14 protein-coding genes are annotated in these 11,858 nt (G+C 61.9%); 11 read left to right on the top strand and 3 right to left on the bottom strand.

What is annotated here, in order from left to right:
* Window positions 1-33: 33 nt before the first annotated feature.
* Genes ACILSR_RS22305 through serS form a run of 3 tightly spaced genes read right to left on the bottom strand, consistent with a single transcriptional unit; the run spans window position 34 to window position 2,827 of the window.
* Window positions 34-543, bottom strand: coding sequence for a MarR family winged helix-turn-helix transcriptional regulator (locus tag ACILSR_RS22305; protein ID WP_395752012.1), 510 nt, complete (start codon window positions 541-543; stop codon window positions 34-36).
* A 56-nt stretch (window positions 544-599) separates the two neighbouring features.
* On the bottom strand, window positions 600-1,550 hold the full coding sequence (locus tag ACILSR_RS22300) for a serine protease (protein WP_395752011.1): 951 nt from the start codon (window positions 1,548-1,550) through the stop codon (window positions 600-602).
* A 5-nt stretch (window positions 1,551-1,555) separates the two neighbouring features.
* Window positions 1,556-2,827, bottom strand: coding sequence for a serine--tRNA ligase (gene serS / locus ACILSR_RS22295; RefSeq protein ID WP_395752129.1), 1,272 nt, complete (start codon window positions 2,825-2,827; stop codon window positions 1,556-1,558).
* An 87-nt stretch (window positions 2,828-2,914) separates the two neighbouring features.
* Here serS and ACILSR_RS22290 point away from each other — a divergent pair, with 87 nt between their 5' ends.
* The 11 genes from ACILSR_RS22290 (at window position 2,915) to ACILSR_RS22240 (ending at window position 11,843) form a co-directional block, all read left to right on the top strand.
* On the top strand, window positions 2,915-4,084 hold the full coding sequence (locus ACILSR_RS22290) for a cysteine desulfurase family protein (protein ID WP_395752010.1): 1,170 nt from the start codon (window positions 2,915-2,917) through the stop codon (window positions 4,082-4,084).
* 19 nt (window positions 4,085-4,103) lie between these two features.
* Window positions 4,104-4,562 carry a hypothetical protein gene (locus ACILSR_RS22285; protein ID WP_395752009.1) on the top strand — a complete coding sequence of 153 codons (459 nt, stop codon included), beginning with the start codon at window positions 4,104-4,106 and terminating at the stop codon, window positions 4,560-4,562.
* A gap of 65 nt (window positions 4,563-4,627) precedes the next feature.
* Entirely contained in the window at window positions 4,628-5,086 is a 459-nt protein-coding gene (locus ACILSR_RS22280; protein ID WP_395752008.1) for an acyl-CoA thioesterase, read from the top strand.
* A 142-nt stretch (window positions 5,087-5,228) separates the two neighbouring features.
* Complete coding sequence (locus ACILSR_RS22275; protein ID WP_395752007.1) at window positions 5,229-5,813, top strand: hypothetical protein; 585 nt, start codon at window positions 5,229-5,231, stop codon at window positions 5,811-5,813.
* A gap of 4 nt (window positions 5,814-5,817) precedes the next feature.
* Window positions 5,818-6,510: an HAD family hydrolase gene (locus ACILSR_RS22270; RefSeq protein WP_395752006.1), complete on the top strand. Its 693-nt coding sequence runs from the start codon at window positions 5,818-5,820 to the stop codon at window positions 6,508-6,510.
* Between the two features lie 6 nt (window positions 6,511-6,516).
* The gene (locus ACILSR_RS22265) at window positions 6,517-7,443 is read left to right on the top strand and encodes a cation diffusion facilitator family transporter (protein ID WP_395752005.1); all 927 of its coding nucleotides are present in this window, start codon (window positions 6,517-6,519) and stop codon (window positions 7,441-7,443) included.
* Entirely contained in the window at window positions 7,440-8,210 is a 771-nt protein-coding gene (locus ACILSR_RS22260) for a biotin--[acetyl-CoA-carboxylase] ligase (protein ID WP_395752004.1), read from the top strand. The genes ACILSR_RS22265 and ACILSR_RS22260 overlap by 4 nt, the downstream gene beginning before the upstream one ends.
* Before the next feature lie 46 nt (window positions 8,211-8,256).
* Complete coding sequence (gene argS, locus ACILSR_RS22255) at window positions 8,257-10,008, top strand: arginine--tRNA ligase (protein ID WP_395752003.1); 1,752 nt, start codon at window positions 8,257-8,259, stop codon at window positions 10,006-10,008.
* Window positions 10,009-10,058: 50 nt separating this feature from the next.
* Complete coding sequence (locus ACILSR_RS22250; protein ID WP_395752002.1) at window positions 10,059-10,289, top strand: addiction module protein; 231 nt, start codon at window positions 10,059-10,061, stop codon at window positions 10,287-10,289.
* Window position 10,290: 1 nt separating this feature from the next.
* On the top strand, window positions 10,291-10,497 hold the full coding sequence (locus ACILSR_RS22245) for a hypothetical protein (RefSeq protein ID WP_395752001.1): 207 nt from the start codon (window positions 10,291-10,293) through the stop codon (window positions 10,495-10,497).
* Window positions 10,498-10,604: 107 nt separating this feature from the next.
* Window positions 10,605-11,843: a hypothetical protein gene (locus tag ACILSR_RS22240; protein ID WP_395752000.1), complete on the top strand. Its 1,239-nt coding sequence runs from the start codon at window positions 10,605-10,607 to the stop codon at window positions 11,841-11,843.
* Window positions 11,844-11,858: the final 15 nt, after the last annotated feature.

Below are 11,858 nucleotides of genomic sequence, written 5' to 3'. Positions count from 1 at the left end.
GGGTGCTCGGCGGTTGTGTTGGGTTCGGGAAAATCAGTTCTGGCGGTTCTCGTCCTGCGTCAGGCCGGCGATGATTCGCTTCAACATGCTGGAGACCTGACCGGCCTCACCGGGCTTAAGGCCCTGCTCCACGGCGGCCACTACTCGCCGGTGCAGTTCACGCACCCGTGGCTCGATCTCACGTCCTTTGGCGGTCAGTCGCACCCGCACCGCACGTCCGTCCTGCGCACATGTCCGCAGGGTGACCACGCCTGATTTTTCCAGGCGGCCCAGCAGGGAGTTCAGCGCTGCGGCCGAACGCTGCGTCCGCCCGGCAAGCTCCTTGATGATGCAGCCATCCTGCTCATACAGCGCGAAAAGCACCGGCGCCATTCCCGGCCGCAGCAGACGGTCCAGTTTCAGCTCTGCCAGCGTGCGTTCCACCAGCCCCTGAAAGTGGATGTTCGTCCGCGCGATCAGCGCCGGCAGATCCTCCAGCGGCGATGCTGCGGCGGCCTTGAGCGGGCTCGAATTGTTTTTCGGCAAACGGGTGCTGGCAGCCATAATACTTCAGGGGTGAAGCATCGAACCGCGCTGCTGCGCAGAAGTTGCAAAAAAATTCAGGGCTTCCTCACCAGCGCCCTGACCTCCGCCGCACCGATGGCGTGGTGAAACACCATCTGGGTGCCGAGCGGCTGGCTGGAGGCCGCCGCTGTTGCGGCCCCCTCTTTTTTCTTCCGTCCTGGCAGCGGATCTTCCAGCACCGTCTGAATCTCGGACACATGACCGACCCCATTGCCAAACTGGTCGATCAGCGCCGAACCGCTCGATCCAGGGGCCCAGTCAGTCGTGGTTTCCAGCCAGACAGGTTTCGCCACGGTGGCGCCCTCAGGCAGCTTGTCTGCCTCCTTCTTGCGCATGAAGGATCGTTTCACAAACCGGCTCACGATGCCTTCGCTGAAGTACCCACGTTTGCCTGCGGGATCGCTGAAACACCACACGGAATCCCCCGGACTCACGTCCAGGCTGAGCGGCAGCGCTGTGAGCGGCTGCTCGGACTTCACACGCAGAATTGCGCTGTCGGTGCCGATGTTGCACGCCAGCACTTCAGTCACCGGCAGCAGCACATCCTCTTCCGTGGCCACCACGAGCCAGCCTTCCTTCATGTTCGGCGGCGGGGCGATGACATGCGCACAAGTGGCCACCGCCCCATCGGCGGTGATGGCATAGCCACCGGCGAGATCGAGGTGCCATTTGTCACATTTCGAGCACAGGTAAAACTGCCCCACGCGCAGGTGCGCCATGCGTGCCCGCTGCCAGCGCTCGCGGGCTGTCAGTGGCTTGGACTCCGCCGCTGGCAGTGCCAGATCGCACTGCGCCCGCTGCGCCTGCTCTGTGGCCTTCGTCATTGAGAGCAGCTCGGAAGCACCTTGCAGTTTCTTCGCCTGCTCCATCAGCGCCGCATTCGGTCTGGCCCCACGCCCTTCGGCATACACCGGCACTCCCGGAGCCTGCGCATGGGCGGCGGCCGCCCCTGCCAGCAAGACGAAAAGTGTGCAGATGTGTTTCATGGGCTTCAGCCGATTTTCTCGGCTCCAAAATGGCTTCTCAGGGCTTCCGGGATCTGAATGCTGCCGTCCGCCTGCTGATACGTTTCCACGAGTGCGACGAACAAACGTGCGAGCGCCGTGCCGGAGCCGTTCAGCGTGTGCGGGATGCGGTTCTTGCCGTTTTCATCCTTGTAGCGCAGGTTCATGCGGCGCGCCTGGTAGTCGCCAAAGTTCGAGCAGCTGGACACTTCAAGGTAGGTCCCCTGCCCCGGCGCCCAGACTTCGATGTCATAGGTCTTGGCCGAGCCAAAGCCGATGTCTCCCGTGCAAAGCTCGATCACGCGATAGTGCAGGCCCAGAAGCTGCAGCACTTTTTCCGCGTTCGCGGTCAGGCTTTCCAGCTCCGCCATGCTCGTCTCCGGCGTGGTGATCTTCACCAGCTCCACCTTGTCAAACTGGTGCATGCGGATCAGTCCGCGTGTACCCAGGCCCGCGCTGCCGGCCTCACGACGGAAGCAGGGCGTGTAAGCCGCGTAGTTCACCGGCAGCTTTTCCAGCGGCAGGATTTCATCACGATGCAGATTCGTCACCGGCACCTCGGCAGTCGGAATGAGGTACAAATCATCCGTGGCGCTGTGGTACACCTGGTCGCCAAATTTCGGCAACTGGCCGGTGCCCACAAGGCACTCCGACTTCACCAGCAGCGGCGGGCTGATTTCCTCATAACCGTGCTGCGTCGTGTGCAGGTCCAGCAGGAAACTGATCAAGGCGCGCTCCAAGCGTGCGCCTGCGCCGCGATACACCACAAAGGCGCTGCCCGAGATCTTCGCCCCGGCTTCGAAATCCAGCATGCCATGGGCGGCACCGAGGGCTGTGTGGTCCTTTGGCTGAAAGTCATAGGCAGGCTTGGTGCCCCACACACGCACTTCGGGATTTTCTTCCGCCGTGCTGCCCACCGGGCAGGCCTCATGCGGCAGATTGGGCAGGCTCAGAAGAAGGTCACGCTGCCGGATGTCCGCCGCATCGGCCTCACGACCGATCTCTTCAATTCTCGCGCCAATGCCGCGGACCTCCGCCTCGATGGCGCTGGTGTCCTGCCCGTTCTTTTTGGCGATTCCGATTTCCTTGCTGATGCGGTTGCGGTCGCTCTGCAGCTTCTGCCGCTCCGTCTCCGCGGCCCGGCGCTGGGTGTCTATGGACTGCACCTCATCCACCACGGACGCGAAGTCGCCGCTCCGGTTGGCGAGGCGTTGTTTGACCTGATCTGGGTTGTCACGAATGAGGCGGATGTCGAGCATAGGGGCGGGGAGGTTAGCGGGAGTGGGCGGCTTGTCGAGTGCAGGAAGGGACATTGACAGCGGGAATAGTGGTCCGACCTTCCAGCCGTGATCTACCTCGACGCCAACGCCACCACGCCGGTCGATCCAGCAGTGCTGGAGGCCATGCTGCCGTTTCTGCGCGAGCACTACGCCAATCCCTCCGCCAGCTATGCCGCCGGCCGCAGGGTGCGCCGCGCCATCGAGCAGGCTCGCGCCGAGGTGGCCTCCCTTCTGGGCGCGCGTACGGGCGAGATCACCTTCACCAGCGGAGGCACCGAATCCATCAATGCCGTGCATGCCTCCGTCCGCGACCTCTGGCCGGAAAAGCCCGAGCTCATCATCACCGGCACGGAGCACGCAGCCGTCCTCGAATCCGCCCGCCGCTGGCAGGTTCAGGGGGGGCAGGTGGTGACCGCTCCCGTGCATGCAGACGGGCGTGTCGATCTCGCGGCGCTGCGGTCGCTTCTGCGCCCCGGAACCACCGCGCTCGTGTCCATCATGTGGGCCAACAATGAGACCGGCGTTCTCGCCCCCATGCATGAGATCGTGGCGCTGGCTCATGCAGCCGGTGCCCTGGTGCATACGGACGCCGTGCAGGCAGTGGGAAAAATTCACCTCGATGTCAAGGCCACACCCGTCGATTTCCTCAGTCTGAGCGGCCACAAAATGCACGCGCCCAAGGGCATCGGCGCGCTTTACATCAGCCAGCGCGCACGCTTTACCCCTCTTCTCGTCGGTGGTGGGCAGGAAACCGAACGCCGCAGCGGCACCGAAAATGTGCCGGGGATCGTCGCTCTCGGCAAAGCGGCGGAGCTCGCCCGCCAGCATCTTGAAAACGGCACCAAAGCCAGGATCAAAGCCCTGCGCGACCGCTTCGAGCATCTGGTCCACGCAGCGCTGCCGGAGATGCACATCCACGGCTGTCCCGCGCACCGCCTTTGCACCACGAGCTCATTCTGCCTGCCCGGAGTCGATGCCGCGGGCATGCTCATCCTGCTTGACCAGGCGGGCATCGCCTGCTCCGCCGGTTCCGCCTGCCACACCGGAGCGCTGCATGCCTCTCCGGCGCTGGAGGCCATGGGCGTCAGCGCGCGAGAAGCCGCCTGCACCCTGCGCTTCTCCTTCAGCCGTTTCAATGCCAAGCCCGATGCCGAAGCCGCCGCGCATGCCGTCATCAATGCCGCCCACAAACTGCACGAGGCGCAGGGCAGCGAGCTTGCCGTCCTGGCTCATTGAGGCTGCACCCCGCCACCCCATGATATCTTTCCCCCGCCTGTGCCTGCTGCTGCCGTTGCTCCTTCTCTCCGGCTGCTCTGCCGGAGGATTGAGCCGCGCGCTCCCCGGACAGTCGCTCACGCTGAGCTACGATGATTTCGGCCCTGAGCGCGGCGCCTCCCGCTTCCTCGGGCCGCGTGGCTCGCATACCGTGATCGTCGCCCATTACGGTTTCAACGACATCACGCCTTCAGGCCCCGAGGACGTGCGTTACGTCAATGTCCTGCAAAGCCTGAACTTCCTCCGCGCTGAAGTACGCGCCCTGCCGCGCACCGCGGCCAATGAGCCGCTGCGCCAGCGCCTGCGCGCCACCTATGCGCGCCTCTACCCCATGCAGCTCCAGCGTTACAACCTCGCCATGATCTCCGCCAACAACCAGCCCTTTGGCGGCATGAACCGCCGCCTCATGCTCCCTGCCCTGCCACCTCCGGAGATCTAATCCTCCCCGACACTCGTTTGAGTATCCAGTATTTAGCATCCAGTATCCAGCAACTAGCACCCAGCATGCCCCACCGCTTCACCTGCACAGAACGCGTCCAGTTCGCCGAAACCGACATGGCCGGCATCGTCCATTTCTCCAATTTCTTCCGCTACATGGAGCGCGTGGAGCATGCCTTTTTCCGCAGCCTCGGCTTCTCCATTGTGGATCAGCCGGTGCAGGGTGAAGAGCGCGTCGGCTGGCCCCGCGTGCACGCCTCCTGCGACTACATGGCCCCGCTGCGGGTGGAGGAGGAGTTCGAATGCGAACTCCTGGTGGAGGAAGTACGCAGCAAGGTCCTCCGCCACCTCATCCGCTTTTGGAAGAAGGATGGCACCCTCTGCGCCGAAGGCCGCATCACCGCCGCCTGCGTGCGCAAAGATCGCGAGACCGGGCAGATGAAGGCCGTCGTGATCCCCCAGCGCTTCCGTGACAAAATCGAAGCCGCTCCAGCGGAGTTGTTGAAGAAGCCGGAGCGGAAATAGAGCGTCGGCTTGGCCTGGACCTGTGACTGGCTCTGAGCCTATGCAAAAAATGAACAAAGCCGTTGTGACGGGCGTTTTTCACAGGCAATTCATTGTTCCTTACTCCACCCTTATCGTGAACGCCCAACCCCGATCCAAAATCATGCAGACCTGGCTTCTTTACGCTCTCCTCACCGTGCTCTCCTGGGGCGTTTACGGCGTCATTCTTCATGCCGCCCGCTCCAAGATGCCCATGGGTGCAGAGACTCCCAATGCCAGCCTGAAAGCATTCCTCTTTGTCTGCATCGCCTACGCCCTAATCGGCATCGTGACAGCCCTCGTGCTCAAGGCCCGCGGCACCAACTGGAGCTTCACCGGAGACACCGGCAGCGGCATTCCGCTCAGTCTCATCGCCGGCATGGCCGGGGCTCTGGGTGCTCTCACACTCGTGCTCGCCCTCGGTGCTGCGGCCACTCCCATCATCAAAGGCGGCGGCGGCTTCGGTGTCGCGGCAGCGGCGGCCGTCATGCCCATCGTTTTTGGTGGCGCCCCCTTGGTCAACACCGTCACGGCCATGCTGCTGCACCGTCCGGAAAAGTCGCTCCCTCCGCAGTTCATCATCGGCTGCGTTTTGGCCATCGTCGGCACCGTCTTGGTGGCCAAATACGCGCCTTCCAACAACCCGGGCACCGCCGCTCCCCACGGCCCGGCTTCCGCTCCTGCCGCCGCAGAATCCAAGCCCCATTGAGAAAATGGCACGCCTGCTCCTTTTCGATATCGACGGTACGCTGATTGACAGCAATGGTGCCGGCGGTGCCGCTATTTTGGATGCGGCGGAGGAACACTTCGGCATCCAGCGCGATCATTTGCCGCCGCTTCAGCTCGCGGGTTCCACTGATCCCGCAATCGCCATGGATGTCTTCGGGCACATGAACGTGGTGCACACTCAGGCGGATGTCGCCGCCTTCCTTGAGCGCTACCTTTCCCACCTCCAGCGCCGCCTGCAGGCGGAAGATTTCAGCGGCTACACCCTGCCCGGCGTGAAGGAACTCCTGCACGCCCTGCGCGCTGAGAGCGAAGCCCACATCGGCCTGCTGACCGGCAACGTGCGTCGCGGCGCCGTGATCAAGCTCTCCCGCCACGGCATCTATGAGCATTTCCTGGATGGCGGGTTCGGCAGCGATCACCATGACCGCAACGAACTCGGCCCCGTGGCTTTGAAGCGCATGCAGGAGGCCACCGGTGCCACCTACCACATCGACGACGTCATCGTCATCGGAGACACTCCGAAGGACATTCGCTGCGCCGAGGCCTTTGGCGCCAAATGCCTCGCCGTCGCCACGGGTCAGTATTCTCACGCTGAACTCAGCGCGCTCAATCCCTGGCGCTGCGTCGAATCGTTTGCCGATGTGCCCGCGGTCATTGAGATGCTGCTGCGTCACTGATTTTTCATGAGCGCCACCTCCGATGCCACGCGTGCCATGCGGCTCTCGCTCGCCATCGGGTTTCTCATGCTCGTGCTCAAAGTGGGCGCTTATGTGCTGACGGGCTCGGCCGCCATCCTCGGCGATGCCGCGGAGTCTGTGGTCCATGTGGCCGCGGTGATGTTTGCCACATTCAGTCTCGGCCTGCTTCACAAGCCCGCGGACGATGACCATCCCTACGGCCACAGCAAGATCGCCTTCTTCTCCGCCGGCATAGAGGGCGGCCTCATCATCGTGGCCGCCTTGTTCATCATTTACGAGTCGGTGCGCCGTCTGCTGCTTCACCTCCCCCCTGCCAATCTCGATGCAGGTCTGTCTCTCACTGCGCTGACGATCGCCATCAATGCCGCCCTCGGCGTGTATCTCATTCGCACCGGAAAGAAGCAGGGCTCACTGATTCTCGAATCCAACGGCAAGCATGTGCTCACGGATGTCTGGACCAGTCTCGGTGCCATCATCGGTCTCGGCCTCGTCGCTTTGACGGGCTGGCACAGCTGGGACTCCATCTGCGGACTCATCATGGCCGCCAACATCATCTGGACCGGCTACGGCCTCATGCGCCAGAGCGTCGGCGGCCTCATGGACACGGCCGATGCCAAACTGAACGCCATCCTCGATGCTGCGCTGCGCCGCGAAACCGAAAAGCACGGCCTCAAATTCCACGCCCTGCGCCACCGTGACGCCGGCGAGATGCACTACGTGGAGGTTCATCTTCTTTTCCAGGATGACATCATGCTGCGGGACGCCCACCGCATCGCCACGGAAATCGAAACCGCCGTTCAGGCCAGCGTGGCCAATCCCGTGCTCATCACCACCCACCTCGAATGCCAGGGCGATCACGATGAACTCCACCAGCACGGCGAGGCCAGCGACCCCCATCGCATCCGCGCATGATCCCTCTGGACGCCAGCGCCCTGCAAGATGACACCCTTCCCTGGCGCATCACCGTGCTGGATGAAGTCGGCTCCACCAGCGACTGGCTCAAGCAAAACGCCGCCACCCTCCCCGTCGGCACCGTGGTCTTCACCGAATCTCAGACCGCAGGCCGGGGCCGCCGTGAGAACCGCTGGATCGCCCCACGAGGCAAAGATTTGATGTTTTCGCTGCTGCTGCAACCCGCCGCACCCCTGGAAAAATGGCCGCGTCTTACCACCCTGGCCGCGCTCTCCATCTGCAAAGCCATCGAAGCCGAGCTGCCCCTTCAGCCACGAATCAAGTGGCCGAACGACATCTACCTCAATGATCTCAAGGTCTCCGGCCTGCTTGCAGAAACCGTCTCCACTCCAAATGGCTTGCGCATGGTGCTGGGCATCGGCCTGAACGTGAACACGATGGAGTTCCCGCCGGAGCTTAGTGCCACTTCGCTGCTGCGCTCGGTGGCAAGCCCTGTGGTCAATGAAGTCGATCGCAATGCCATCGGGGCCCGCCTCCTGACCTGCCTGCATGCCGAATTTGCCCATCTGGAAGATGATTTCAGCGCTGCCATTGCCGAAGTCCGCGAGCGCAGCTGGCTCATGCATCGCCAGATCCGTGCCCGCGCGCCACAGGGCGACGTCTTTGGCCGTGTGCTCGATTTGAATGAGGAGGGCCACCTGCTTCTCCAGTTTCCAGATGGCACGACCCACACGCTGACCAGCGCCGACGAGGTCCGCCGGGTGTAATTCCGCGTTCGACTTTCGCCATTCGGCATCCAAAATGCGCGCCCCCATGTTTCGCGCCATTCTCACGTCCCGTCTCCAAGCCGCCTTCACAGCCGCAGGCATCTCCCTACCCGAAGGTTTCACCCCCGGTGTGGTCATCGCCTCAGACACCCGCTATGGCGACTACCAGAGCAATGCCGCGATGATCCTGGCCAAGCAGCTCAAGACAAACCCACGCGCCCTTGCCGAGCAGATCAAGGCCGCCCTGCAAGTCGAAGACCTGTGCGAAAAAATCACCGTGGACGGCCCCGGCTTCCTGAACTTCACCCTCAGTGCCCCCGCGCTTGCCCAGCGTCTTTCCGTCATCGTCAAAGACGACCACGTCGGCGTGCCACAAGTGGATAAGGCGAAGACCATCGTGGTCGATTTCTCCGCGCCCAACATCGCCAAGCCCATGCACGTGGGCCATATCAGGAGCACCTTCATCGGCGACTCTCTCGCCCGCGTCGCCCGCTTCATCGGTCACAAGGTCATCACCGACAACCACGTCGGCGACTGGGGCACCCAGTTCGGCATGATCATCCACGGCTGGAAAACCCAGCTCGATCAGTCCAAACTCAAAGCCGACCCCATCCACGAACTCGTCAGCGTTTACAAAGCCGTGAACGCCGCCACCAAGGCAGACGAATCCGTCCTCGAAACCTGCAAAGGCGAGCTCGTGAAACTTCAGCAAGGCGATGCCGAAAACCTCGCCATCTGGAAGGAATGCGTGCGCCTCACTCTCGAACAGCTCGAAAAAGTTTACGGCGCTCTCGACATCAAGTTCGACCACTACCTCGGCGAAAGCTTCTACAACGACGCCCTCGCTCCCCTCGTGGCAGACATGCTCAATCAGGGCATCGCCACCATCAGCGAAGGTGCCACTGTGGTCTTCAGCGATGGCAGCGTGAAACCCGAGAACGACCCCTTCCTCATACGCGAAAAAGACGAATGGAAAGCCGCCCCCTGCATCATCCGCAAAGGCGACGGCGGCTACCTCTACGCCACAACCGACCTCGCCACCATCGACTACCGCGTCAAAGAGTGGAAGGCCGATGAAATCTGGTACGTCGTCGGCGCACCACAGCAGCTCCATTTCCGCCAGGTCTTCGCGGCCGCCCAGCGCCGTGGCATCACCACCAAGATGATCCACATCGCCTTCGGCAGCATCCTTGGCCCCGATGGCAAAATGTTCAAAACCCGCAGCGGCGAAACCGTCGGCCTTCTCGAGGTCATCGACGAAGCCATCGAGCGCTCCCGTGCCGCTGCCGATGAAAAAGAGCAAGGCCTCACCGATGCCGAAAAAGACGAAATCGCCCGCATCATCGGCGGCGGCTCCGTCAAATACGCCGAGCTCAGCCAGAACCGCCTCACCGACTACAAGTTCAGCTGGGACAAAATGCTGAGCCTGCAAGGCAACACCGCGCCCTACCTCATCAACGCCTACGTCCGCACTCGCGCCATCTTCCGCAAGCTCGACGGTGAAGTCACACTCACGGAGGATCTCGCCATCACCGAAACCGCCGAACGTGCCCTCGCGATGAAGCTCGCTCAGTTCGCCGAAAACGCCCACGACATCCTCGACGATCATCGTCCGAACCTGCTGGCGAACTACCTCTACGAACTCGCAAACACCTACCACAGCTTCTACGAAGCCTGCAACGTGCTGCGCTCCGAAGGCACCGTCCGCAACACCCGCCTCACCCTCTGCGAAGCCACCAGCCGCGTCCTCAAAACCGGCCTCGGCCTCCTGGGCATCCAGACGACGGAGCGGATGTGAGACCTTGACGATTCCACGGAATCCATCATCCTTACAGTCTTATGACGGCTGTGGCTGCCAAACTCATTCCGCTTCTCGAACCGCTGGAAGCTTCTGACCGCGCCGAACTGGCCTCCTGGCTGTTTGACTCGATTGATGACACGCTGGCGGAACCGGATGCCGCTTATGAGCAAGCTTGGGTGCAGGAGATCGAAAGAAGATCGCAGGAAATTCATTCCGGAGCCGTGATTGGAATCCCTGCGGAAGAAGTCTTTGCCGAGATCCGTCGAAAATATTTGTGAAGTGAAGCCCGTCATCTTCCACCCAGAAGCCATTCAGGAACTGGACGACGCAGTGGCATATTCCTTCAAGGCAGCCTCCGCCTTTGAGGCGGCCATCGAAGCCGGAGTAAATTCCGTCGCCCAAAATGCAAGCCGCCATGCTTATTTTTGCGACACCAGCAAACGAGCATTCCGTCTGGCCCGGTTTCCTTTATCTGATCATCTATGAGGAGCGGCCAGGTCATGTCTGGGTTAATGCCGTTGCTCATGAGCGCCGCCATCCCGATTACTGGAAAAACAGGAAGGCGCGAGATCAATAGACCTTCGTCCAAAAACATGCATCGCCTCTTTTTTCTCCTCCTCATCGGCCTCAGCCTCTCCGCAGCCACAGCAGAGGAACTCGCCTTCCCCGAAGCCGCCGGCTTCGGCGCCTTCTCCAAAGGAGGCAAAGGCGGCAAGGTCATCGAAGTCACCCGCCTCGACGACGATCTGAAAAACCCACCTGAAGGCTCCTTCCGCTGGGCGGTGCTGCAGAAAGGGCCGCGCATTGTGAAGTTCAAAGTGGCAGGAACCATTCTCCTTCAAGACGAAGTCGAAATCACCGAGCCATTCATCACCATCGACGGCAGCGATGCTCCAGGAATGGGCGTCTGCCTGCGTGGCGGCTCACTTGAGTTCAATCGCACGCACGACATCATCGTTCGCTACATCCGCGTGCGGCTGGGCGATGAGACAACGAAGCGCAAGAACCGCGAGCAAAACCTCAAGCGCCCCGAGCACTCAAACGCCCTCGACTGCATCGGCCTCTCACGTTGCCATGACGCCATCATCGATCACGTTTCCACCTCCTGGAGCTGCGATGAACTTTTCAGCGTCGTGCATTGCCAGAATGTCACGGTGCAGTGGTGCATCCTGGCCGAGCCGCTGAGCAATCCCGAGCTGCACCCCTATGGCGACAACCACGCCTTCTGCTTCAATTCAAGCGCGGACACCATGAGCGTGCATCACTGCCTCTTCGCCCGCTACGTCATGCGCGGCCCTCAATTTGAAGCGAATGACATGCGCAAAGGCGATGACTACGCCGTGCAGATGGAGGCGGTGAACAACGTGATGTTCAACTACGAAAAGTCCGGCTCGCGTTACACCACCGGCATTGAAGATCACAAAGATGAAGCCACCGACAAAGGTTACGCCTTCCAGTTCATCGGCAATGTCTATCTCGGCGATCCGAAAAAGCCCGCCATCGAGGCCGTGATGAAGCACGAGGTGCATGGAGGCGTGCGCGCTTTTGTGGACGACCGGAAACAAGTGAAACTCAGCGACACCCAAGGCCGCGAAAAACTCATGGACGCTGCCCTGAAGCAGTTGCAGACCACACCCGTCTTCACCTCCCCCACCCCCATCCCTTCGCAAAGCGCAGACGAAGTCCTGCGCAGCGTTCTGGAAAGCGCCGGCTGCTCCCACAGCCGGGACACGGTCGATCAGCGCGTCATCACCAGCGTGCGGGAAAAGACATTCCTCCCTATCGTCCGCTCCCAAAACGACGTGGGCGGCTGGCCAAAGCTCGGCGAATAAGGAATCGCTGGCACC

Source organism: Prosthecobacter sp., from assembly GCF_044222565.1.
Lineage (GTDB): Bacteria > Verrucomicrobiota > Verrucomicrobiia > Verrucomicrobiales > Verrucomicrobiaceae > Prosthecobacter.
Note: the sequence above shows the minus strand (reverse complement) of the source record. Positions and strands in the feature narration are given on the sequence as shown.

Coding starts and splice junctions, on each gene's coding strand:
- ACILSR_RS22280 (WP_395752008.1), top strand. CDS start 4,628: ATGCCCCACCGCTTCACCTGCACAGAACGCGTCCAGTTCGCCGAAACC.
- ACILSR_RS22305 (WP_395752012.1), bottom strand. CDS start 543: ATGGCTGCCAGCACCCGTTTGCCGAAAAACAATTCGAGCCCGCTCAAG.
- ACILSR_RS22285 (WP_395752009.1), top strand. CDS start 4,104: ATGATATCTTTCCCCCGCCTGTGCCTGCTGCTGCCGTTGCTCCTTCTC.
- argS (WP_395752003.1), top strand. CDS start 8,257: ATGTTTCGCGCCATTCTCACGTCCCGTCTCCAAGCCGCCTTCACAGCC.
- serS (WP_395752129.1), bottom strand. CDS start 2,827: ATGCTCGACATCCGCCTCATTCGTGACAACCCAGATCAGGTCAAACAA.
- ACILSR_RS22260 (WP_395752004.1), top strand. CDS start 7,440: ATGATCCCTCTGGACGCCAGCGCCCTGCAAGATGACACCCTTCCCTGG.
- ACILSR_RS22275 (WP_395752007.1), top strand. CDS start 5,229: ATGCAGACCTGGCTTCTTTACGCTCTCCTCACCGTGCTCTCCTGGGGC.
- ACILSR_RS22300 (WP_395752011.1), bottom strand. CDS start 1,550: ATGAAACACATCTGCACACTTTTCGTCTTGCTGGCAGGGGCGGCCGCC.
- ACILSR_RS22240 (WP_395752000.1), top strand. CDS start 10,605: ATGCATCGCCTCTTTTTTCTCCTCCTCATCGGCCTCAGCCTCTCCGCA.
- ACILSR_RS22265 (WP_395752005.1), top strand. CDS start 6,517: ATGAGCGCCACCTCCGATGCCACGCGTGCCATGCGGCTCTCGCTCGCC.
- ACILSR_RS22270 (WP_395752006.1), top strand. CDS start 5,818: ATGGCACGCCTGCTCCTTTTCGATATCGACGGTACGCTGATTGACAGC.